At 70.8% G+C, this 22,296-nt stretch carries 22 protein-coding genes; 3 read left to right on the forward strand and 19 right to left on the reverse strand.

What is annotated here, in order from left to right; translation table 11 throughout:
• Window positions 1–59 precede the first annotated feature (59 nt).
• From nusB to FLP23_RS09040, 13 genes are all read right to left on the reverse strand, one after another.
• Window positions 60–470 (reverse strand): transcription antitermination factor NusB, encoded by a 411-nt coding sequence (gene nusB, locus FLP23_RS08980; protein WP_149325547.1) that lies wholly within the window; start codon window positions 468–470, stop codon window positions 60–62.
• 6 nt (window positions 471–476) lie between these two features.
• The gene (efp, locus tag FLP23_RS08985) at window positions 477–1,034 is read right to left on the reverse strand and encodes an elongation factor P (protein WP_149325548.1); all 558 of its coding nucleotides are present in this window, start codon (window positions 1,032–1,034) and stop codon (window positions 477–479) included.
• A 175-nt stretch (window positions 1,035–1,209) separates the two neighbouring features.
• The gene (aroQ, locus tag FLP23_RS08990; protein WP_149325549.1) at window positions 1,210–1,656 is read right to left on the reverse strand and encodes a type II 3-dehydroquinate dehydratase; all 447 of its coding nucleotides are present in this window, start codon (window positions 1,654–1,656) and stop codon (window positions 1,210–1,212) included.
• Window positions 1,657–1,673: 17 nt separating this feature from the next.
• Entirely contained in the window at window positions 1,674–2,762 is a 1,089-nt protein-coding gene (gene aroB / locus FLP23_RS08995; protein ID WP_149325550.1) for a 3-dehydroquinate synthase, read from the reverse strand.
• A complete protein-coding gene (locus FLP23_RS09000) occupies window positions 2,759–3,256 on the reverse strand; it encodes a shikimate kinase (RefSeq protein WP_149325551.1) in 498 nt (165 codons plus the stop codon). Before FLP23_RS09000 ends, aroB begins: the two co-directional genes overlap by 4 nt.
• Window positions 3,253–4,452: a chorismate synthase gene (aroC, locus tag FLP23_RS09005; RefSeq protein ID WP_149325552.1), complete on the reverse strand. Its 1,200-nt coding sequence runs from the start codon at window positions 4,450–4,452 to the stop codon at window positions 3,253–3,255. Before aroC ends, FLP23_RS09000 begins: the two co-directional genes overlap by 4 nt.
• A gap of 7 nt (window positions 4,453–4,459) precedes the next feature.
• Complete coding sequence (locus FLP23_RS09010) at window positions 4,460–5,281, reverse strand: shikimate dehydrogenase family protein (RefSeq protein ID WP_149325553.1); 822 nt, start codon at window positions 5,279–5,281, stop codon at window positions 4,460–4,462.
• Window positions 5,274–6,539 (reverse strand): endolytic transglycosylase MltG, encoded by a 1,266-nt coding sequence (mltG, locus tag FLP23_RS09015; protein ID WP_149325554.1) that lies wholly within the window; start codon window positions 6,537–6,539, stop codon window positions 5,274–5,276. Before mltG ends, FLP23_RS09010 begins: the two co-directional genes overlap by 8 nt.
• A complete protein-coding gene (gene ruvX / locus FLP23_RS09020) occupies window positions 6,529–7,002 on the reverse strand; it encodes a Holliday junction resolvase RuvX (RefSeq protein ID WP_149325555.1) in 474 nt (157 codons plus the stop codon). Before ruvX ends, mltG begins: the two co-directional genes overlap by 11 nt.
• Complete coding sequence (gene alaS / locus FLP23_RS09025) at window positions 7,002–9,659, reverse strand: alanine--tRNA ligase (RefSeq protein ID WP_149325556.1); 2,658 nt, start codon at window positions 9,657–9,659, stop codon at window positions 7,002–7,004. Before alaS ends, ruvX begins: the two co-directional genes overlap by 1 nt.
• 68 nt (window positions 9,660–9,727) lie before the next feature.
• Window positions 9,728–9,958, reverse strand: a complete 231-nt coding sequence (locus FLP23_RS09030; RefSeq protein ID WP_149325557.1) for a hypothetical protein — start codon at window positions 9,956–9,958, stop codon at window positions 9,728–9,730.
• Window positions 9,959–10,078: 120 nt separating this feature from the next.
• Window positions 10,079–10,708 carry a 30S ribosomal protein S4 gene (rpsD, locus tag FLP23_RS09035; protein WP_149325558.1) on the reverse strand — a complete coding sequence of 210 codons (630 nt, stop codon included), beginning with the start codon at window positions 10,706–10,708 and terminating at the stop codon, window positions 10,079–10,081.
• Between the two features lie 145 nt (window positions 10,709–10,853).
• Complete coding sequence (locus FLP23_RS09040; RefSeq protein WP_149325559.1) at window positions 10,854–12,215, reverse strand: replication-associated recombination protein A; 1,362 nt, start codon at window positions 12,213–12,215, stop codon at window positions 10,854–10,856.
• A gap of 124 nt (window positions 12,216–12,339) precedes the next feature.
• Here FLP23_RS09040 and FLP23_RS09045 point away from each other — a divergent pair, with 124 nt between their 5' ends.
• From FLP23_RS09045 to FLP23_RS09055, 3 genes are all read left to right on the forward strand, one after another.
• The gene (locus FLP23_RS09045) at window positions 12,340–13,137 is read left to right on the forward strand and encodes a peptidylprolyl isomerase (RefSeq protein ID WP_149325560.1); all 798 of its coding nucleotides are present in this window, start codon (window positions 12,340–12,342) and stop codon (window positions 13,135–13,137) included.
• Between the two features lie 51 nt (window positions 13,138–13,188).
• On the forward strand, window positions 13,189–14,418 hold the full coding sequence (locus FLP23_RS09050) for a DUF349 domain-containing protein (RefSeq protein ID WP_246139947.1): 1,230 nt from the start codon (window positions 13,189–13,191) through the stop codon (window positions 14,416–14,418).
• An 89-nt stretch (window positions 14,419–14,507) separates the two neighbouring features.
• Window positions 14,508–15,065 (forward strand): hypothetical protein, encoded by a 558-nt coding sequence (locus FLP23_RS09055; RefSeq protein WP_149325561.1) that lies wholly within the window; start codon window positions 14,508–14,510, stop codon window positions 15,063–15,065.
• On the opposite strand, the gene FLP23_RS09060 is transcribed toward FLP23_RS09055, so the two are convergent.
• The 6 genes from FLP23_RS09060 to ruvA form a co-directional block, all read right to left on the reverse strand.
• Window positions 15,044–17,296 carry a RelA/SpoT family protein gene (locus FLP23_RS09060; RefSeq protein WP_149325562.1) on the reverse strand — a complete coding sequence of 751 codons (2,253 nt, stop codon included), beginning with the start codon at window positions 17,294–17,296 and terminating at the stop codon, window positions 15,044–15,046. The genes FLP23_RS09055 and FLP23_RS09060 overlap by 22 nt on opposite strands.
• 57 nt (window positions 17,297–17,353) lie before the next feature.
• A complete protein-coding gene (secF, locus tag FLP23_RS09065) occupies window positions 17,354–18,370 on the reverse strand; it encodes a protein translocase subunit SecF (RefSeq protein ID WP_149325563.1) in 1,017 nt (338 codons plus the stop codon).
• Window positions 18,370–20,130, reverse strand: a complete 1,761-nt coding sequence (gene secD / locus FLP23_RS09070) for a protein translocase subunit SecD (RefSeq protein WP_149325564.1) — start codon at window positions 20,128–20,130, stop codon at window positions 18,370–18,372. The genes secF and secD overlap by 1 nt, the downstream gene beginning before the upstream one ends.
• A 3-nt stretch (window positions 20,131–20,133) precedes the next feature.
• A complete protein-coding gene (gene yajC / locus FLP23_RS09075; protein ID WP_149325565.1) occupies window positions 20,134–20,565 on the reverse strand; it encodes a preprotein translocase subunit YajC in 432 nt (143 codons plus the stop codon).
• Window positions 20,566–20,640: 75 nt separating this feature from the next.
• A complete protein-coding gene (gene ruvB / locus FLP23_RS09080; protein ID WP_149325566.1) occupies window positions 20,641–21,681 on the reverse strand; it encodes a Holliday junction branch migration DNA helicase RuvB in 1,041 nt (346 codons plus the stop codon).
• On the reverse strand, window positions 21,678–22,295 hold the full coding sequence (gene ruvA, locus FLP23_RS09085; protein ID WP_149325567.1) for a Holliday junction branch migration protein RuvA: 618 nt from the start codon (window positions 22,293–22,295) through the stop codon (window positions 21,678–21,680). The genes ruvB and ruvA overlap by 4 nt, the downstream gene beginning before the upstream one ends.
• Between the last annotated feature and the right edge of the window lies 1 nt (window position 22,296).

Genomic DNA, 22,296 nt, shown 5'->3' on the forward strand with positions numbered 1-22,296 from the left:
CCGCAAAACGAACCGTCATGAAATGACATGAACCGCCATACGGCGTCACGAAGAGCGGATCAGCGGCTGTGTGCGATCGCCGACAGCACGCCGTTCACGAAGCCGGCCGAATCGTCGGTGCTGAGCTCGGATGCCAGCTGCACGGCCTCCGCGATGGCGACGCCTTCGGGAACCTCGTCGTTGAAGAGGATCTCCCACGCGCCGAGGCGGATGATCGCCCGGTCGAGCACGGGCATCCGCTCCAGAGTCCAACCGTGGGCGTGCTCGGCGATGAGCGCGTCGAGCTCCGCCCGATGCTCGTCGACGCCGCTCGCGATCTCACGCGCGTACGGCCAGGAGCCTTCGCGCTGCGGCTGCTGGGTGGCGCGCAGCGCCTCCTCGGCGAGGGCGTCCGCGAGCGGGCGCTCGCGCAGGTCGGCCCCGTACAGGATGTCGAGGGCCCGTTTGCGGGCCTTGGTGCGGGAGCTCACCGGGGCTCAGACGCGGCCGAGGTACGAGCCGTCGCGCGTGTCGACCTTGATCTTGGTGCCCTGCTCAAGGAACAGCGGAACCTGGATCTCGTAGCCGGTCTCGACGGTCGCGGGCTTCGTCCCGGCGCTCGAGCGGTCGCCCTGGAGGCCCGGCTCGGTGTAGGTGACCTCGAGGATCACCGAGGTCGGCAGCTCCACGTAGAGCGCCTCGCCCTCGTGGATCGCGATCTGCACGTTCTGGTTCTCGAGCATGAAGTTCGCGGCGTCGCCCACGACCACCGGCGAGACCGTGATCTGGTCGTAGTCGTCGGTGTCCATGAACACGAAGCCGTCGCCGTCGCGGTACAGGTACTGGAAGTCGCGGCGGTCGACGGTCGCGAAGTCGATCTTGGTGCCCGCGTTGAAGGTGCGGTCCACGACCTTGCCCGAGACGACGTTCTTGAGCTTGGTGCGCACGAAGGCGCCGCCCTTGCCGGGCTTGACGTGCTGGAATTCGACCACGTTCCAGAGCTGTCCGTCGATGTTGAGGACGCTGCCGTTCTTGATGTCGTTCGTCGTGGCCATGATGCTTCGCAGGTTCCGTTCGTCGGGAGAGGGGGCGGAATGCGCCCGTACGAGTGTAACGAAGGGTTTCGATACGCGCCTTCGGCGCTCCTCGACCAGCGGGTGTGGCGCGCCGAACCTCACCCCGTGGGGGTGGCGCGCCGAACCTCACCCCGTGGGGGTGGCGCGCCGAACCTCACCCCGTGGGGGTGGCGCGGCGAACCGCGTCGAGGGCGAGCACGTAGGAATCGAAGCCGAAGCCCGCGATGACCCCGGTCGCGATCCCCGAGATGACGCTGCGGTGCCGGAACTCCTCGCGCGCATGCGGGTTCGAGATGTGCACCTCGACGAGCGGGATGCCCGCCTTGGTCACGAGCGCCGCCGCATCGCGCAGCCCGTAGCTGTAGTGGGTGAACGCCGCGGGGTTGAGGATCACGGGCGTCGCGGCATCCACGGCCTCGTGCAGCCAGTGGATGAGCTCCGCCTCGTCGTCCGTCTGCCGCACCTCCACCTCGACGTCGTCGCCCGCCTCCGCCGCGAGCAGGGTGCGCAGCGCGGCGAGGTCCTGAGAGCCGTAGACGTCTGGCTCCCGGCTCCCCAACCGTCCGAGGTTGGGTCCATTGAGCACGAGCACGCGAGGCATGCCCCGAGCCTAGTGAGTCAGCTCGCGATCTCCTGGTACGCGGCGAAGAGCAGCTGCTCCTCGGGGCCCTGCAGCACGGTCGCGCGCCCGATGCCGTCGAGCACGATGAAGCGCATGAGGGCGCCGCGCGCCTTCTTGTCACGCCGCATCGAGGCGAGCAGGGTGGGCCAGCGGCCCGCCGGATAGCTCGTGGGCAGGTCGAGCGAGTCGAGGATGCGGCGATGGCGTTCGACATCCGCCTCGCTGAGGGATCGGGTGAGCAACGACAGCTGGGCCGCGAACATCATGCCGATCGAGATGGCGGCGCCGTGCCGCCACTGGTAGCGCTCGGCGTGCTCGATCGCGTGGCCGAGGGTGTGCCCGTAGTTGAGGATCTCGCGCAGCCCCTGCTCCGTGAAGTCCTCCCCCACGACGTGCGCCTTCATCCGGATCGCGAGCTCGAGCGCGCGGCGGAACTCGGGCGTCGCGGGGTCGGTGGCGCGCACCGGATCGGCCTCGACGATGTCGAGGATCTCCGGGAACCAGATGAACCCGGCCTTCACGACCTCGGCGTAGCCGGCGAGGATCTCGTTGCGCGGCAGGGTGTCGAGCAGCTCCAGCTCGCACAGCACGACGCGCGGAGCCCAGAAGGCTCCGACCAGGTTCTTGCCTTCTGCCGTGTTGATGCCGGTCTTGCCGCCGACCGCGGCATCCACCATGCCGAGCACCGTCGTCGGGATCTGGATGACATCGACGCCGCGCAACCAGGTCGCCGCGACGAAGCCTGCGAGGTCGGTGGTCGCTCCCCCGCCGAGCCCGACGATGGCGTCGCTGCGGGTGAAGTCGGTCTGCCCGAGGATCTGCCAGCAGAACGCGGCGACCTCGACGCGCTTGGCGCCCTCGGCATCCGGCACCTCGGCCAGCAGCACCTGGTAGCGGTCCGAGAGCTCTTCGCGGAGCGCCTCGGCCCGGGCGGCGAGGGTGGGCGCGTGGATGATGAGGATCTTCGCGACGCGTGGCCCGAGGTGCTCGGCGAGCCGCCCGAGGAGGCCGCGTCCGACGAGGACCTCGTAGTCGCGCATCCCGTCGGTGCCGCGCACCGGGATGACGGTCGTCTCCTCGCTCATCGGGCCTCCAGCCAGTTCAGCACGTCCTGCGCGATGTCGCGGTCGGCACGGTGCGCGGTGGAGAGCTCGAGGGTCGCGAGCTCCTCGTAGATCGGGCGCCGCGCGTCGTAGATGCGCTGCCAGTCCTCGATGCCGCCCCGGACGAGCGGGCGTTTGCCGTCCGCGAGGCGGTCGGCGACGGCGTCGGCCGTCACCGAGAGGTACACCACGGGATGCGCCGCGAGTGCGGTCCGCGTCTCGGGGTCGAGCACCGCGCCGCCCCCGAGCGACACGACCCCCTCGCCGGCGAGGGCGTCGCGCACGGCGGCGCGCTCGAGGGCGCGGAAATGCGGTTCCCCGTGGCTGTCGAACAGGGCCGCGATGGGGCCGTGCGCGGCCACGATGACCTTGTCCGTGTCGGTGAACGGCACGCCGAGCTCGCGCGCGACGCGTCGTCCGATGCGGGTCTTCCCCGCGCCCATGGGGCCGATGAAGACCGCGACAGGACCGCTCATGCCGTGACGCCGCCGGTGCGGAGGGCGTCGGGGATCGCCGCGAGGTAGGCCTCGAGGTTGCGACGGGTCTCGCCCACCGAGTCTCCGCCGAACTTCTCGAGCACGGCGTTCGCGAGCACGAGCGCGACCATCGCCTCGGCGACGACGCCCGCGGCCGGCACCGCGCACACGTCGGAGCGCTGGTGGTGCGCCTGGGCTGCCTCCCCCGTGGCGACGTCGACCGTGCGGAGCGCGTGGGGCACGGTCGCGATGGGCTTCATCCCCGCGCGCACGCGCAGGATGGTGCCGGTCGACATGCCTCCCTCGGTGCCCCCCGCCTTGTCGGACTCGCGGCGGATGACGCCGCCGTGGGCCACGAGCTCGTCGTGCGCCTGCGATCCGGGTCGACGCGTCGTCTCGAAGCCGTCGCCGACCTCGACGCCCTTGATCGCCTGGATGCCCATGAGCGCGGCGGCGAGCTGCGCGTCGAGGCGACGATCCCATTGCGCGTAGCTGCCGAGCCCCGGGGGCACGCCGTAGGCGAGCACCTCGACGACCCCGCCGAGGGTGTCCCCGTCGTCGTGGGCGCGGTCGATCCGCTCGACCATCCGTGCGGAGGTGGCGGGGTCGAAGCAGCGCAGCAGGTCGGCGTCGAGCGCGTCGACGTCGTCGGGGGTCGGCAACGGCGACTGCTCGGGCACCCGCACGGTCTCGATCGAGAGGGTGTGCGAGACGAGCCGGATGCCGAGCTCGCCGAGGAAGGCGCGTGCGACGGCGCCGAGCGCGACCCGTGCCGCCGTCTCGCGGGCGCTCGCGCGCTCGAGCACGTTCCGCGCCTCGGGGAAGTCGTACTTCTGCATGCCGACGAGGTCGGCGTGGCCCGGGCGCGGCCTCGTGAGGGCCGCTCCGCGACCCTTGGGAAGCGTCTCCGGGTCGACCGGGACGGGTGACATGACCTCGACCCAGCGGGGCCACTCGGTGTTGCCGATCCGCAACGCGACCGGACTGCCCATCGTGCGCCCGAAGCGGATGCCGCCCGAGATCGTCAGCTCGTCCTGCTCGAACTTCATGCGGGCGCCGCGGCCGTAGCCGAGGGTGCGCCGTTGCAGGTCGGCCTGGATCTGCTCGGGAAGGATCGGCACATCGGCCGGGAGCCCCTCGAGGATCGCCACCAGTTCGGGTCCGTGCGACTCACCGGCCGTCAACCAACGCAGCATGACTCGATCATTCCACAGCGGCGCTCATCGCCCGGATGACGGCGTCCTCGTCGGGCAGGGCGAGCTCCGGGTCGCCGCCCACGAAGATCCGCACCTGGTGCACGGCCTGGTGCAGCAGCATCCGCACCCCGTGCACGACGCCGCCGCCCGCCGCCTGCCAGCGAGACCCGAGCGCCGACGGCCACGGGTCGTAAGCCACGTCGAGCAGTCGCTGTTCCTCCGACAGCGCCGGAACCTCCAGGCTGAACTCGGCACGCGGCGGGATCGTGCTGACCACGGCGCGGCTCGCCGCGAGCGCATCCCGCGCCTCGGAGAGCGGCACGACCCGGATGCCGCGGAAGCTCGCGGTGCTCTCCGCCTTCGCCGGATCGCGCACGGCGAGGGTGACGCGCGCGCCCAGCTGCTGCAGCGCCACCACCGCGCTCTCCGCGGTCGCACCCCCGCCGATCACGGTCGCCTCGTCCGCCGAGCGGACCCCCGCCTCCGCGAACGCCGCCACGATGCCGTGCACATCGGTGTTGAAGGCGCGGACGGGGCGACCCGCGTCGAGCAGGATCGTGTTGGCCTGCGCCGTGCGTGCCGCGACCGGGTCGACCTCGGGCACCAACCCCGGAACCCTGCGCTTGAGCGGCATGGTGAGCGAGAGCCCGCGCCAGGAGGCGTCGAGCCCGCCGAGGAACGGCGCGAGACCCGCCTCGGTCACCTCGACGCGTTCGTAGCTCCACGGCAGTCCGAGCACGCGATAGGCCGCGAGCTGCAGCTGCGGCGACCGCGAGTGGGCGATCGGCGAGCCGAGCACCGCGAGCCGGTGCACCGGCGGCTCAGCCACAGTAGGCGGCGTTCTCGTCGCTCTCCTTGCACCAGGCGTAGAGCTGGTCGGCTGCCCTCTCGTGCTCGGCGAGGGTGTTGGAGAACACCGTCTCGCCGGTCTTGAGGTTCACCGTCACGAAGTACAGCCATCCGCCGTCCGCCGGGTGCACGGCGGCGTCGATCGCGGCCGCACCGGGCAGCCCGATCGGCCCGACCGGCAGGCCGGGGTTCGCGTAGGTGTTCCACGGGTTGGAGGCGTCGTCGCGCTGCTCCTGCGTGGTCCACACACTCGAGGTGTCGCCGAGGCCGTAGTGGATGGTGGCGTCGGACTGCAGGTGCATCCCGCGATCCAGGCGGTTCTGGAACACGCGGGCGATCTTCGGCATGTCCTCCGCGTTGGGGCCGGACTCGCGCTGGATGATCGAGGCCATCGTGAGCACCGTGAAGCGGTTCTCGGGCGCGACGCCCGCCGCGTCGAGGGTCTCGGTCATCTTGTCGACGAGCATCCTGATCGCGTCGACCGCGGTGATACCCGGGTCGAAGTCGTAGGTCGCCGGGAACAGGTAGCCTTCGATGCTCTTCGCGTTCGCCGGCACCCCGAACTGCGCGAAGTTGGCGGCCTCCGCCTGGAGGTCCGCCACCGGGATGCTCGTCGCGGAGGCGATCAGCTCGAGCGCGCTCTGCGCCGTGACGCCCTCGGGGATCGTCACCTGGTTGACGATCTTGTTCGCCGGATCCTGCAGGGCGGCCAGCGCGGCGGCCGCGCTCATCTGCTGCTGGAGCCGGAAGTTGCCCGGCTCGAAGGTGACGTCGGGGTTCGCGAGCAGCAACTGGTAGAAGGCGTCGAAGGTCATGGTGACGCCGGCGTCGTGGAGTTTGGTGGCGATGTCCGAGCCGATGTCGCCCGATTCGATGACGATCGTCACCTCGGTGCCGTTGCCGGTGCCCGAGTAGTCGATGGGGTCGGCGATGCCGAGCACGGCGCGGATGCGATCCTCGAAGAGCGTCCACACGGTCACGCCGGCGCCCGCCACGAGGCCGACGATCACGATCGTCGCGATGAGCCAGCCGATCCACTTCCGCGAACGGCGCCGCTTGCGCGGTGCCCCCGCGGGACGCCGCGACGGTCCGCGCGAGCTGTCCTGCTGCGCCTCGCGCAGGGCGCGACGCGAGCTGAGCTCGGGCGACGGCGTCGCGGTGCGCGCGGGATCGGTCACCGTCGTCGTCGGCTGCGTCGCGGGACGGAAGATGTCGTCCCAGTCCGGGTCAGGAACCACTGTCAGGATCTTTCGTGCGGAGGACGACGGATCCCGGGGGACGACCCGACGCCCGCTCGGAATCGAGGGCGTTCTGAAGGATGATAACAGCGGCCACCTGGTCGACCACGGAGCGCGAGCCCTTCGCGCGCCGGCCGCCGGCCTGGAGCTGCCGGTGCGCGGTGACGGTGCTGAGCCGCTCGTCGACGAGCCGGACGGGCCGGTCGGATGCCGCTGCGAGCTCGTCGGCGAACAGCCGCGCGTCGGTCGTCGAGGGCGTGTCGCCGCCGCTCAGCGAGAGCGGGAGTCCGACCACGAACTCCGTGGCGTCGAGCTCCTCCGCGTGCGCGAGCACGGCGCGAACGGTGCCGTCATCCCGTGCGAGGGTCTCGATCGGCGTCGCGAGCAGGCCGTCCGGGTCGCACCGGGCCACCCCGACGCGGGCGCGGCCGACGTCGACGCCGATCCGGACGCCGCGTCGCATCAGCCGCCGAGTTCGCCGCGGATCGCCTGCAGCGCCGAGGCGATCGCCGCCACGTCGCTGCCGCCGCCCTGGGCGAGGTCGTCCTTGCCGCCGCCGCCGCCGCCGAGCACGGCAGCCGCGGCACGCGCGAGCGCCCCCGCCTTCGCGCCCGCGTCGCGCGCGGCGGGTGTCGTGGCGACGATCACGGCGGGCTTGTCGCCGATCCGCGCCGCGAGGGCCACGACGGCCGACTCCGCGGCGAGACGCTCGCGCACCGACGTCGCCAGGGTGCGCAACTCGTCCGCCGACTGGAGTTCGCCGACATCCTCGAGCACCGCGAGCACAGCCCCCACCCGCGCGGCCTGCTCGGCAAGCGCCGGCACCCGCCCGGAGAGCCGGCTCGCCTCGAAGGCGGCGAGCTTCTTCTCGGCCGCCTTGAGCTGCGCCACGAGATCCGCGATGCGCTCCGGAAGCTGCTCACGCGGAGTCTTGAGGCTCGAGGTCAACTGGTGCACGATGGCACGCTCGGCCGCGAGATCGCGGAAGGCGTCGAGGCCCACGAGCGCCTCGACACGACGATTCGTCGATCCGACGCTCGACTCGGACACCAGGTTCACGATGCCCACCTCCGCGGAGCTGCGCACGTGCGTGCCCGCGCAGAGCTCGCGCGACCAGGGGCCGCCGATGTCGACCATGCGCACGGTGTCGCCGTACTTCTCGCCGAACAGCGCCATCGCGCCGGCCTTGCGGGCCTCGTCGAGCGGCAGGATCCGCGTGACCACCTCGAGGTTGTCGCGCACCGCGTTGTTGGCGATCTCCTCGATCTCGCTGCGCGTCGCGGGCGACAGCGCCTGATTCCACGAGAAGTCGAGACGCATGTAGCCGGCCTTGTTGAAGGAACCCGACTGGTGCGCCTCCTGGCCCAGCGTCTGCCGGAGTGCGGCATGCACGAGATGGGTCGCCGAATGCGCCTGCGCGGCCGAGTGCCGGTACTCGCGATCCACGACCGAGGTCGCCGCCGCCCCCACGCCGACCTCGCCCGACCGCACCTGCACGGTGTGGCTGATGAGCCCCTTCACCGGACGCTGCACGTCGAGCACCTCGAGATCGAAGCCGTTGCCGAGGATCGAGCCCTTGTCGGCCGCCTGACCACCCGACTCGGCGTAGAGCGCCGACTCCGCCAGGATCACCTCGACGATGTCGCCCGCCGCCGCCGACTGCACGGGCACCCCGTCCGCGATGAGCCCCAGGATCCGCGAGTCGGTCTGCAGGTAGTCGTAGCCGGTGAACACCGTCTCGCCCTGCGCCCGGAACTCCGAATACACCGAGAGGTCGGCGAGCTTGCCCTTCTTGGCCTTGGCATCCGCTTTGGCGCGGGCGCGCTGCTCCGTCATGAGCGCGTCGAAGGCGCCGCGGTCGACCGTGAGTCCCGCCTCCTCGGCGACCTCGAGGGTCAGATCGATCGGGAATCCGAAGGTGTCGTGCAGGAGGAACGCCGTGTCGCCCGAGAGCGCGGGCGCCCCCGCCCGCTTCGTGTCGGCGACCGCGACATCCAGGATCGTGGTGCCGCTCGCGAGGGTGCGCAGGAAGGTCTCCTCCTCGCCGAGCGCCAGCCGCGAGGTGCGCTCGTACTCGGCGTCGACCTCCGGGTAGGCGTCGCGCATCGCGAGCCGGGAGGCGTCGAACAGCTCCGCGAAGCTCGGGGCATCCACGCCGAGCAGGCGCATGGCGCGCACGACGCGACGCAGCAGCCGGCGCAGGATGTAGCCGCGCCCCTCGTTCGACGGCGACACGCCGTCGGTCATGAGCATGAGGCTCGACCGCACGTGGTCGGCGATGACGCGCATCCGCACGTCGTCATCGTGCTCGGCGCCGTAGCGGCGACCCGAGAGCTCCGCCGCTCGGTCGAGCACGGGCCGCACCTGGTCGATCTCGTACATGTTGTCGACGCCCTGCTTGATGAACGCGACGCGCTCCATGCCCATGCCGGTGTCGATGTTCTTCTTGGGCAGCTCGCCGGCGATGTCGAAGTCGGTCTTCGAGCGCACCTCCTTGAGGAGGTACTGCATGAACACGAGGTTCCAGATCTCGAGATACCGGGTGTCGTCGACCGCCGGGCCCCCGTCCGCGCCGAACTGCGGGCCGCGGTCGAAGTAGATCTCCGAGCAGGGACCGCCGGGGCCGGGCTGACCCGTGTGCCAGTAGTTGTCGGACTTGCCGAGACGCTGGATCCGGTGCTCGGGGAGGCCCGCGACCCGCTTCCACAGCTCGATCGCCTCGTCGTCGTCCTCGTAGACGGTCACCCACAGGTCCCGCTCCTCGAAGCCGAGACCGCCATCCGACTCGGAGCTCGTCAGCAGCTCCCAGGCGTAGGAGATCGCCCCCTCCTTGAAGTAGTCGCCGAAGGAGAAGTTGCCGTTCATCTGGAAGAAGGTGCCGTGCCGGGTGGTCTTGCCGACCTCCTCGATGTCGAGGGTGCGGATGCACTTCTGCACGCTCGTCGCCCGCGGGAACGGGGCGGGGACGACGCCCGTGAAGTACGGGATGAACGGCACCATGCCGGCGACCGTGAACAGCAGGGTGGGGTCGTCGCTCACGAGCGACGCCGACGGGACGACGGTGTGGCCGCGGTCGCCGAAGAAGCTCAGCCAGCGACGTTGGATCTCAGCGGTCTGCACAGTGGGTTCCTTGACTGCGTCCCGAAGGACGTGGACTTGCGGGCCGCCGGCCCGACGGCGAGGGGGTTCTAGGCCTTGGCGCGCTTGGCCAGGTCGTCGATCGCGTCCTGCGCGTTCGCGACCGCGGCGCGGAGCTCGGCCTCGCGGGCCTTGTAGCCCTGCACGACAGCGTCGCCGAACTCCTTGGCCTTGCCATCGACCTCCGAGAAGAACTGCTTGCCCTTCTCGGTCTTGGCCACCTCGTGGGCGACGACGAAGCCGATAGCGACTCCGACGACCAGAAGCAGTGCACCCTTCATCGTGGTTCTCCTTCGTTCGCGTCGCGGCGGCGAATGCCGTCAACCCTCCTAGCCTATGACCTCCGGTGGGACGACGAAGGCCCCCGGAGAGATCCGAGGGCCTTCGTGACGTGTTACGGCTCAGCGGGCTGCGTAGTACTCGACCACGAGCTGCACCTCGGCGGTCACGGGGACCTCCGCGCGCTTCGGGCGACGCACGAGGCGCGCCTGGAGCTTGTCGAGCTCGACCTCGAGGTAGCCCGGAGTCTTCGGCAGCACATCGACGTGGCCACCGGCCGCGGCGACCTGGAAGGGCTCGGTGCCCTCCGAGCGCTCCTTCACGTGGATGAGCTGACCCGGCTTCACGCGGAACGAGGGGCGGTCGACGATCTTGCCGTCGACGAGGATGTGGCGGTGCACGACGAACTGGCGGGCCTGCGCGGTGGTGCGGGCGAAGCCGGCACGCAGCACGAGGGCGTCGAGGCGCATCTCGAGCAGCTCGACGAGGTTCTCACCGGTCAGACCCTGCGCGCGGCGGGCCTCGTCGAAGACGATGCGGAGCTGCTTCTCGCGGATGCCGTACTGCTCGCGGAGGCGCTGCTTCTCGCGGAGACGGACGGCGTAGTCGCTGTCGGCCTTGCGCTTGGTGCGGCCGTGCTCACCCGGAGCGTAGGGACGCTTCTCGAGGTACTTGGCGGCCTTCGGCGTCAGCGGGATGCCGAGCGCACGGGACAGACGGACCTTGCGGCGGTCCTGGGACTTGGTGGGCATGATGTCCTTCCAACACGTGGCCGCGGCTTTCGCGGCTCACAGACGTGCATCCCGCCATCCGGCGATCCGGGCGCACGTCGACGCGACCGGCGGATCTGAAGGTGGGATGTGTTCGGAGTCGAACCGGACAAGCTTACCAGACCGGCTACTCGTCCTTGGAGTCCTCGCGCTTCGGCATCGGCCTGCCCTCCAGCAGCGCGCGCAGCCGCTCGAGCCGCGGACCCACCTCGCGCTCGTAGCCGTTCCCGGTCGGGTCGTAGTAGCGCCGCCCGACGAGCTCGTCGGGAAGGTACTGCTGCTCGGCCACGCTGAACGGCGCGTCGTGCGCGTAGCGGTAGCCCTTGCCGTGGCCGAGCCGCTTCGCGCCCGGGTAGTGCGCGTCGCGCAGATGGGTCGGCACGCGCCCGATCCGACCGGCGCGCACGTCGGCGATGGCCGCGTCGAGGGCCGTGTAGGCGGCGTTCGACTTGGGCGCCGTCGCGAGGTACACGACCGCCTCGGCGAGCAGGATCCTCCCCTCGGGCATGCCGATGAGCGCGACGCCCTCCGCCGCGGACACCGCGATCGTGAGGGCCTGAGGGTCGGCCATGCCGATGTCCTCCGCCGCCGAGATCATGATGCGCCGGGCGATGAAACGCGGGTCCTCCCCCGCCTCGATCATCCGCGCGAGGTAGTGGAGCGCCGCGTCGACGTCGGAGCCGCGCACCGACTTGATGAAGGCGCTGATGACGTCGTAGTGCTCGTCGCCCTGACGGTCGTAACGCAGCAGCGCCCGATCGACGGCCTGGGCGACGACCTCGGCGGTCACCTCGGGAACGCCGTCGGCGTCGCCGCTCGCGGCGACGATCGCCGCCGCCTCGAGCGCCGTGAGAGCCCGGCGTGCATCACCCGAGGCGAGCCGGATGATGGCCGCCCGCGCGTCGGCGCTGAGCGTCACCGCCCCGTCGAGCCCGCGCGGATCGGTCAGCGCACGATCGACGAGGACGCCGAGATCGTCGTCCGACAGCGGTTCGAGGGTGAGCAGCAGCGAGCGGGACAGCAGCGGAGCGACCACCGAGAACGAGGGGTTCTCGGTGGTGGCCGCGACGAGCACGACCCAGCCGTTCTCGACCCCCGGCAACAGGGCGTCCTGCTGCGCCTTCGTGAAGCGGTGGATCTCGTCGAGGAACAGCACGGTCGAGATGCCGTAGAGGTCACGCGTGGACTTCGCCTCCTCCATGACCTGGCGCACGTCCTTGACCCCGGCCGTCACCGCCGAGAGCTCCACGAACCGGCGCCCGGAGCTGCGCGCGATCGCCTGGGCGAGGGTCGTCTTGCCGGTACCGGGCGGGCCCCAGAGGATCACCGACACGGCTCCGGCGGCACCGCCGGCATCCTCGGCGAGGCTCACGAGCGGCGAACCGGGCTTCAGCAGATGACGCTGCCCCGCGACCTCGGCGAGCGAGGTCGGTCGCATCCGCACCGCCAGCGGGGTCGATCCCGTGCGGAGCCCCTGCTGGCCGCTCATGCGCTCATGCTATCCGCGGGCTCCGACGCGCGAGGTCGCCGGGTTTGGAGCCCCCTGGACGGCTGACTAAAGTCGAGCTGGACCCACGGGCGACGCCCGCACATCGGGCGTCGAGAGGATCGCAGTGGCATCGAACCGGGATCAGCGCGAGCAGCGTGAAGCACGCGAGCGCCTGCGCGTCTACCAGGCGCGGCAGTCGGTCCACCAGGCCCAGGGGCGTCGCCGCCGGCGCGACAACCTCATCGGCATCATCGGCGGCATCGTGGTCGCGGCCCTCGCGATCACCACCCAGGTGCTGTACTTCTCGGTCGGCCCCGGTGTGCCGCCCCCCGCCCCGAGCGCCTCGCCGGAGGCGAGCGACGACGCCGGCCAGAACGTCGGCGCACCGGATCCCTCGCTCGCGGAGGGGCGGACCTGGACGGGCGAGCTCGTCCTCAACGACGTCACCCTCGGCATCTCGCTCGACGGCGCGGCTGCGCCGCAGGCCGTGTCGGGATGGATCCAGGACCAGCGTGACGGCTACTTCGTCGGCAAGACCTGCCACCGCCTCGCGAACTCGGACGGCTTCTCCTTCCTCCAGTGCGGCTCGCTCGACGGAACGGGTGCAAGCGACCCCGACTACCACTACGGCCCGGTCGAGAACGCGCCCGCCGACGGCGTCTACCCGGCCGGCACGATCGCGATGGCGCGCGTCGGCGGCGACGGCTTCAGCAACGGCCACCAGTTCTTCATCATCACCGCCGACACGACCCTCCCGGGCGATGCCGCCGGTGGCTACAGCGTGGTCGGCAGCGTCACGAGCGGCCTCGACCAGCTCATCCAGCAGATCACCTCCGCCGGGATCGACCCGGCCACGCTCGGGCAGGACGGCACGGGCCAGCCCGCGATTCCGACCACCATCACGAGCCTCACGCTGCAATAGGCTGGCACGGGTCGGCGAGAGGCAGCCGACGTCGAACGAGGTGGGAGAGCAGTGAGCGACGAGCAGACGGCCCCGTGGGGTCGCGTCGACGAGGACGGCACCGTGTACGTGCGGGAGGCCGACGGCGAGCGCGCCGTCGGGCAGTACCCCGGCGCGACGCCCGAGGAGGCGCTCGCCTACTACACGCGCAAGTTCACCGAGCTCGAGGGCCAAGTGGGCCTGCTCGAGCAGCGTCTTCGCGGCGGGGCACCCGCACAGGATGTCGCGAAGGCCGTCGCGGCCCTCGCCCCGAGCATCCCCACCGCGAACGCCGTGGGCGACCTGCAGGGGCTCGCGGAGCGCCTCGGCCGGTTGTCGGCGACGCTCGGCGAGGCCACCGAGAAGCAGTCGGCGCAGACCCAGCAGGCCATCGCGGACGCGCTCGCCGAGCGCGAGGCGATCGTCGCGGAGGCCGAGACGCTTGCGGCGCAAGACCTCTCGAAGGCCCAGTGGAAGCAGCTCTCGGGTCAGCTCGACGCGCTCTTCGCGCGGTGGCAGGCGGCTCAGCACGCGACGCCGCGCATCCCGAAGAAGGACGGCGACGAGCTCTGGAGGCGCTTCCGCGCCGCACGCTCCACGATCGAGAGCGGACGCAAGGCGTTCTTCGCCGAGCTCGACAGCGTCCACCGCGACGCCCGCACGCGCAAGCAGTCCCTCGTCGAGCGCGCCGAGGCGCTCGCCTCCCGCGGCGCCGACGCGATCCCGGACTACCGTCGCCTGCTCGACGACTGGAAGGCCGCCGGGCGCGCCGGCAAGAAGGTCGACGACGCGCTCTGGGCGCGTTTCAAGGCGGCCGGCGACGTGCTCTACGGCGCGAAGGCCGAGGCGGACGCCATCGAGGACGTGGAGTTCTCGGCGAACCTCGAGAAGAAGCTCGCCCTGCTCGCGGAGGCGGAGCCGCTGCTCACCGCGACCGATCGCGGCGCCGCGCGCACCGCATTGAGCGCCATCCAGCGCCGCTGGGACGAGATCGGCAAGGTGCCGCGCGACCAGGTGCGCGTGATCGAGGATCGCCTCCGCAAGGTCGAGACGGCCGTCCGCAAGCTCGAGGACGACCACTGGAACCGCACCGACCCGGAGAAGCAGGCGCGTTCGCAGGGCTTCGCCGAGAAGCTCGCCCAGGCCATCGCGAAGGCCGAGGACGAGCTCGCCGCCGCGAAGAAGGCGGGCGACAAGGCCGGCGTCAAGAAGGCCGAGGAGTCGATCGCCGCGCAGAAGGCCTGGCTCGACGCACTCGGCTGAGCCGCGCTCGCCGCTGTCCCCAGGCCGGTTTCTCCACGGAGCCCGGTCGGGGCTGCCGCGCCGCGGCTCCGGGTGCGGATGCTGGAGTCGTGACCCCGTTCCCCCTCATCGACGGTTTCGCCGAACCCGAACTGCAGGCGATCCGTCTCGACGGTGAGAGCTACCTGCTCGGCGACGCCACCGTGCCGCTCGACATCGCCGACTCGCCGGCGGTGCGAGTGGCGGCGGTGAGCGACCGGCGCTCACGACGCCTCATCGCGGCCGGCGAGACGGCCGCCTGGGTGTGGGGCGCCAGCTGGCGCGTGCCGCGTCGCCCCGAGTACCTCGTCGAGCTGTCCGCCCGTTGGCGACCGGCACCCGGCGATGAGATCGACGTCCGGGAGAGCATCGTGCATCCCGACGATGTGGTCCGTTTCGGCACGGGTGCCGTCACGACGCCGCTGCGCACGGTGATCGACCTCGCGCGCTTTCGCGCCGAGTTCGGGCCGAAGGAGGCGGGGCTCGTCCGCGCGCTCGCGCGACTCGGCGCCTTCGATGCGGATCGCGTCATCGAGACCATGGACCGAGGGCGCAATCTGGCCGGGAAGCGGATGGCCGCCGACCGGGTGCGCGCCGCGCTCGCGGCTCAGCCGGAGTTGACGCGGTAGACGTCGTAGACGGCGTCGATGCGCCGCACGGCGTTGAGCAGGCGATCCAGGTGGACCGTGTCGCCCATCTCGAACACGAAGCGACTGAGCGCCAGCCGATCGCTCGAGGTCGAGACCGTCGCCGAGAGGATGTTGACGTGGTTCTCCGAGAGCACGCGCGTGACATCCGACAGCAGCCCCGAGCGGTCGAGCGCCTCCACCTGGATCTGCACGAGGAACAGACTCGATGAGGTCGGCGCCCACTGCACATCGATCATGCGGTCCGGCTCGGCCAGCAGGGTCTTCACGTTGACGCAGTCCGAGCGGTGCACCGAGACGCCCGAACCGCGCGTCACGAACCCGACGATCTCATCGCCCGGCACCGGGGTGCAGCACTTCGCGAGCTTCACGAGGATGTCGGGCGCGCCGCGCACGAGCACCCCGGAATCGCTGGGACGCAGCTGCCGGTTGCGGCCCTTGGGGGTGAAGTCGAAGGTGGTCTCCTCGACCTCCGGCTCGGTCTGCAGCGACGCGAGCACCTTCTCGATGACCGACTGGGTCGAGACGTGCCCCTCGCCGACGGCCGCGTACAGCGCCTCGACGCCGTCGTAGCGCATCTGCGAGGCGACCGCGGTGACGACGTCCTGACTCATGAGCTTCTGCAGGGGCAGGTTCTGCTTGCGCATCGCGCGCGCGATCGAGTCCTTGCCCTGCTCGACCGCCTCCTCGCGGCGCTCCTTGGTGAACCAGCCGCGGATCTTGTTGCGGGCGCGCGCGGACTTGACGAAGTTGAGCCAGTCCTGACTGGGGGCGGCGTCCGGGTTCTTCGAGGTGAAGATCTCGACGACATCCCCGGATCCGAGCGTCGACTCGAGCGGGACGAGCCGTCCGTTGACCTTCGCACCCATGGTGCGGTGCCCGACCTCGGTGTGCACGGCATAGGCGAAGTCGACGGGGGTGGCGCCTGCGGGGAGGCCGATGACCTTGCCCTGCGGCGTGAAGACGTAGACCTCCTTGGCCCCGATCTCGAAACGGAGGTTGTCGAGGAACTCGCCCGGATCGGCCGTCTCCGCCTGCCAGTCGCTGATGTGCGCGAGCCAGGCCATCTCGGTGCTCGCCTGCGAGCGGTCCTCGCTGCGACCGGTCGCCATCCGCTCCTTGTACGCCCAGTGCGCTGCGACACCGAACTCGGCGCGCTGGTGCATCTCCTGGGTGCGGATCTGGATCTCGACCGCGCGTCCCTTCGGCCCGATGACCGTCGTGTGGAGCGACTGGTAGAGGTTGAACTTCGGGGTCGCGATGTAGTCCTTGAAGCGGCCGGGGAGCGGGTTCCAGCGCGCGTGGATCGCCCCCAGCACGGCGTAGCAGTCTCGGATCGAGTTCACGAGCACCCGGATGCCGACCAGATCGTAGATCTCGTCGAACTCGCGGCCGCGCAGCACCATCTTCTGGTAGATCGAGTAGTACTGCTTGGGGCGCCCGACGACCTGGCCCTTGATCTTGGCGGAGCGCAGATCCTCGTTCACCGCGTCGATGACCTGCTGCACGAACTCCTCGCGCTGCGGCGTGCGGTCGCGCACGAGACTCTCGATCTCGACGTAGAGCTTCGGGTAGAGCACCGCGAAGCTGAGGTCCTCGAGCTCCCATTTGATGGTCTGGATGCCGAGGCGGTGCGCGAGCGGCGCGTAGATCTCGAGCGTCTCCTGCGCCTTGCGGGCGGCGGACTCCTGCGGCACGAAACCCCAGGTGCGGGCGTTGTGCAGCCGGTCGGCGAGCTTGATGATGAGCACGCGGATGTCCTTCGACATCGCGACCACCATCTTGCGGACCGTCTCGGCCTGCGCCGAGTCGCCGTACTTGAGCTTGTCGAGCTTCGTGACGCCGTCGACGAGCATGGCGATCTCGTCGCCGAAGTCGGCGCGCAGCATGTCGAGGGTGTACTCGGTGTCCTCGACGGTGTCGTGCAGCAGCGCTGCCGCGATGGTCTTCGGTCCGATGCCGAGGTCGGCGAGGATCTGCGCGACCGCGACGGGATGCGTGATGTACGGCTCGCCGCTGCGGCGCGTCTGGCCGTCGTGCGCCCGTTCGGCGGCGCTGTACGCCCGCTCGACGATCGTGAGATCGGCCTTCGGGTGGTGCGAGCGCACCGTCTTGAGCAGCCGGTCGACGGCGCCGGTCGGCTGGGCGCGGGAGAACAGTCGCGGCAGCAGGGCGCGTCGCGACCCCACGGCACCTTGCGTGTCACTGCTCATCGCGTGCGTCCTCCCCGGACTGCTGATTCTAGGCGGGGAGCGCGCACGCGACCGGCATCAGGCGGCGACCTTCGCGCGCAGCGCACGCACGCGCTTGTCGCGCTTGGCGATCTCGGCCTCGCCCTGGCGGAAGGTCGCGTAGAGCGGCGCCGCCACGGCCGGGGTCGAATAGGTGCCTACGATGGTTCCCACGAGCAGGGCGAGGGAGATGTCGCGCAGCGTGTCGGCACCGAGCACGAAGGCACCGATGAAGAGGATCGCGGCGACCGGCAGGGCGGCCACGACACCGGTGTTGATCGAGCGGACGAGCGTCTGGTTGACCGCGAGGTTGACGGTCTCGCCGAACGTCCGCGTCGAGTCGTCGCCCAGCTCCGTGGTGTTCTCGCGGATCTTGTCGAACACCACGACGGTGTCGTAGAGCGAGTAGCCGAGGATCGTGAGGAAGCCGATGACGGCCGCCGGCGTGATCTCCCAGCCGGTCGCCGCATACACCCCGACCGTCAGCACCAGGTCGTGCAGCAGCGAGATGATCGCGGCGAGCGACATCTTCCAGGTGCGGAAGTAGAGCGCCATGAAGACGGCGGCGAGCAGCACGAACACGCCGAGGCCGCGCAGGGCGGCGTCGGTGATGTCGGCACCCCAGGTGGCGCCGATGAAGGACGACGAGACCTCCTGGGTCGCGTAGGCGTCGCGCAGGTTCTCGGTCACGCTCGCGGTCTGCGGGTCGGTGAGCTGGTCGGTCTGCACGCGCACGCCGTTCTGGCCGACCGTGCTGATGCGCACGACGGCGTTCGGCACGACGTCGTGGACGGCGGTCTCGGCGAGGTCGGTGTCGATCGGCAGCTGCGATTCGGGCACCTCGGCGACGAGGAACTGCGATCCGCCGCGGAACTCGATGCCGAAGTTGAACCCGGCCCCGAAGTTGCCGACCCCGCGGATGAACGGGATCGCGATCGCGACGAGCACGAGCACGATGGCGATCGAGAACCAGATGCGGCGCTTGCCGACGAAGTCGACGCTGCGCGCGCCCGTGTAGAGGTCGTTGCCGAGACGCTGGAACGGGCTGTTCGCCATCAGCGGGCCTCCTTCTTCCCGTTCGCGGGCTTCGTGGACGTCGCGGGCTTCGAGCTCGACGCCGCCTCGAGCTCCGCCGCCTTGCGCTCGGCGATGGTCTGACGACGCTCCGCCTCCCGGCTCGCGCCCGCACGCCGCGCCTCCGCCGAGAAGCGGAACTCCGCGCGGCCGCGGTAGACGGCGCCGAGCGCCGTCGGGTCGAGGCCGCTCAGCGGATGCCCGCTCGAGAAGAACCGCGTGGTGGCGAGCAGCTGCAGCATCGGGTGGGTGAAGAGGATCACGATGATGACGTCGATGACGGTCGTGATGCCGAGCGTGAGCGCGAAACCGCGCACCGAGCCCACCGCGAGGATGTAGAGGATGATCGCGGAGAGCAGGTTGACGCTCTTGGCGGCGAGCACCGTGCGCAGGGCGCGCTTCCAGCCCGCCTCGACGGCGCCGACGAGACCGCGTCCGTCGCGCAGCTCGTCGCGGATGCGCTCGAAGTACACGATGAACGAGTCGGCCGTGAAACCGATCGCCACGATGAGGCCCGCGACGCCCGCGAGCGAGAGCCGGTATCCCTCTCGCCACGACAGGATGTTGACCACCAGGTAGGTGACCACCGCCGCCACGACGAGCGATGCGATCGTCACCGTGCCGAGCAGTCGGTACTGGAAGAGCGAGTACACGAACACCAGGACGAGTCCGATGATGCCCGCGATGAGGCCGCTCTGCAGCTGACTCGTTCCGAGCGTGGCGGAGATCGTCTCGCGGCTCTCGACGGTGAAGCCCACCGGCAGCGCGCCGAAGCGAAGCTGGTCGGCGAGGGTCTTGGCCGACTGCTGGGTGAAGCCGCCCGAGATCTCGGCTCGGCCGTCGGGGATCGGGACGTTCGCGGTCGGCGCGATGACGACACTGCCGTCGAGGACGACCGCGAAGCGGTTGCGCGGCTCCGGAAGCGGCACGAGGCGCGTGGTCACCTTCGCGAACTGCTCGGTGCCCTCCGCGTTGAAGCTCAGGTTCACGACCCAGACGCCCGTGCTGGCGCCGGTCTGCGTGGTCCGCATCCCGGGCTGGGCGTCGCTGATCGACGCACCCTCGACCTCCACCGGGCCGAGCAGGAACTTCTCGGTGCCGGTGTTGTCGCAGGTGATGAGCGGCTGGTCGGCGGGTGCCGCGCTCGCGCTCGAGCCCTGGTCGGCGTCGCAGACGAAGGCGTCGTACTGCTCCTGCAGGGCGGGGGTGACCCAGTTCACGTCGGAGCCGTCGGTCGGCGCGACACTCGGCGTGTCGGAGGGTGCCGGGGTGTCGGTCGGCGCGGGCGTCTCGCTCGCGTCGTCGGACGGCTCGTCGCTCGGCGAGACCGAGGACGTGGCGGGCGATCCCGCGAGGATCACCGCGCGGAACTCCATCTTCGCCGACTGCTGGATGCGGTCGAGCGTCGCCTGGTCGGGTGTGGTGCCGGGGATCGAGACGACGATCTTGTTACCGCCCTGCGTGGTGATCTCCGCCTCGGAGACGCCCGCCGCGTCGATGCGGTTGCGGATGATCTGCACCGACTGCTGCAGCTGCTCGTCGGTGACCGTTTCGCCGTCCTCGAGGGTCGGCGTCAGGATGATCTGGGTGCCGCCGTCGAGGTCGAGGGCGAGCTTCGGCGCCCAGCCCCACTGCCAGAACAGCGCGCCGGCGGTCTGGAGGGCGAGCAGAAGGGCGATGATGACGCCCAGCCACGTGAGTGAGCGCCAGGCCTTCCGGACCGGCGTGTTGCGTGCGGCCACGGCCTACTCTGCGGTCTCGGAGGGCTTCGCGCGGGAGGCGCGCTTGGGCTTGGCCACGCGCTCGCCGAACTCCGGCTCGCTCGTCTCGACCGCCTCGGCAGCGGTCTCCTCGGCGTCGACGACCTCATCGGAGAGGTCGTCGGAGGCCTCGTCGTCGGCGGGCTCGGGCTCGATGGGGTCGACGACGCGCGCGATGGTCTGACGGTGCACCCGCAGCTGCGTGCCGGGGGTGGTCTCGATGATCGCCTCGTTCTTGTCCTCGTCGATCGAGATGAGCGTGCCGTAGATGCCGTGCTGCGTCATGACCTCGGCGCCGGGGACGATCTGCGACTGCAGGTTCTCCGCCTCGGCCTTGCGCTTGCGCGAGTTGCGCCACGTGAAGAAGATCATCACCGCCAGGAGTGCGGCGAGCAGGATCAGCGTGATGTCGGGCATGAGAGGAGGCGGACCTTCCGGGAGTGTGGGGAACCTCACGCAGGCTACGGAACGAGCCTGGACGGTTCCCCAGCATCATACGTCATCGTCGAAGAGCGTCCCGGCGAGGGCGGCGCCCGCGTCGCGCGGCCGGATGCCGAGGTGCGTGTAGGCCCGCGGCGTGGCGACGCGGCCCCGCGGGGTCCTGCTGATCATCCCGATGCGCACGAGGAACGGCTCGACGACCGCCGCGATCGTCTCGGGCTCCTCCCCCACCGAGACGGCGAGGGTCGAGAGCCCGACGGGGCCCCCGTCGAATCGGCTCAGGATCGCGTCGAGCACGGCGCGGTCGAGCCGGTCCAGGCCCAGCGGATCCACGTCGTAGAGCTCGAGCGCAGCCTGAACCGCCCCGTGGTCGGCGGGCCGGCCGTGGACGAGCGCGAAATCGCGCACCCGGCGCAGCAGCCGGTTGGCGATGCGGGGGGTGCCTCGACTGCGCGAGGCGATCTCGGCCCGCGCATCGGGGGCGAGTTCCAGTCCGAGAAGCCGCGCCGCGCGCGCGAGCACCTCGTCGAGCTCGGAGTCGTCGTAGAACTCCAGGTGCGCGGTGAAGCCGAAGCGGTCGCGCAGCGGGTTCGGCAGCAGCCCCGAGCGCGTGGTCGCGCCGACGAGGGTGAACGGCGCCAGGTCGAGGGGGATGCTCGTGGCGCCCGCCCCCTTGCCGACCATGATGTCGATGCGGAAGTCCTCCATCGCGAGGTACAGCATCTCCTCGGCGCTGCGGGCCATGCGGTGGATCTCGTCGATGAACAGCACCTCGCCGGGCACGAGGCTCGACAGCAGCGCGGCGAGGTCGCCCGCGTGCTGGATGGCGGGCCCGCTCGACATCCGCAGGGGCCGCGCGCCCTCGTGCGCGACGATCATCGCGAGCGTGGTCTTGCCGAGGCCGGGAGGTCCGGCGAGCAGGATGTGGTCGGGGGTGCGCGACTGCAGTTCCGCGGCACGCAGCAGGAGCTCCAGTTGACCGCGCGCCTTCGTCTGCCCCACGAACTCGGCGAGCGAGCGCGGCCGCAGCGCGCCCTCGAAGGCGAGCTCCGCCTCCGACTCCGCGCTCGCCGAGGTGACGGGCTCGCTCACGCGCCGACCCCGACCCGTGCGCCGGCCGCGGGACCGAGGCGGGTGAGCGCGAGCCGCAGCAGCGCGGGCACCTCACGCGGCGCCGACTCCCCCAGCTCCGCGAGCAGTTCGGCGACGACCGCGACCGCGGTCCGTTCCGCCCAGCCGAGGCCGACGAGCGCCGCGACGACGTCGGCGTCCGGTGCCGCGGCCCGGACGCGCGACGCCGGCGTGGGAGCCTGGAGCTTGCCGGACAGCGAGACCGTGATGAGTTTCGCGGTCTTGGGGCCGATCCCGCTCACCTTGCGGAACGGCGCATCGTCCTCCGCGGCGACCGCGCCCGCGATCTCGTCGGGCGACAGCTGCGCGAGCACCCCGAGCGCCGACTTGGGTCCGACCCCCGACACGCTGCGGAGCAGCTCGAACAGCTCGAGCTGCTCGCGGGTGGCGAAGCCGAAGAGACTCAGCTCGTCCTCTCGGACGATGAGGGCCGTGTGCACGAAGGCCTCCGAACCCGCGCGGAGCTCGAGCGCGTGCGCAGGGGTGACCGCGACCGACATCCCGACGCCGCCGACCTCGATGATCGCGCTGCCGCCCGTGACATGGAGCACCCGGCCGCGCAGACTCGAAATCATG

The sequence above is a fragment of the Protaetiibacter larvae genome (assembly GCF_008365275.1).
Classification (GTDB): domain Bacteria; phylum Actinomycetota; class Actinomycetes; order Actinomycetales; family Microbacteriaceae; genus Homoserinibacter; species Homoserinibacter larvae.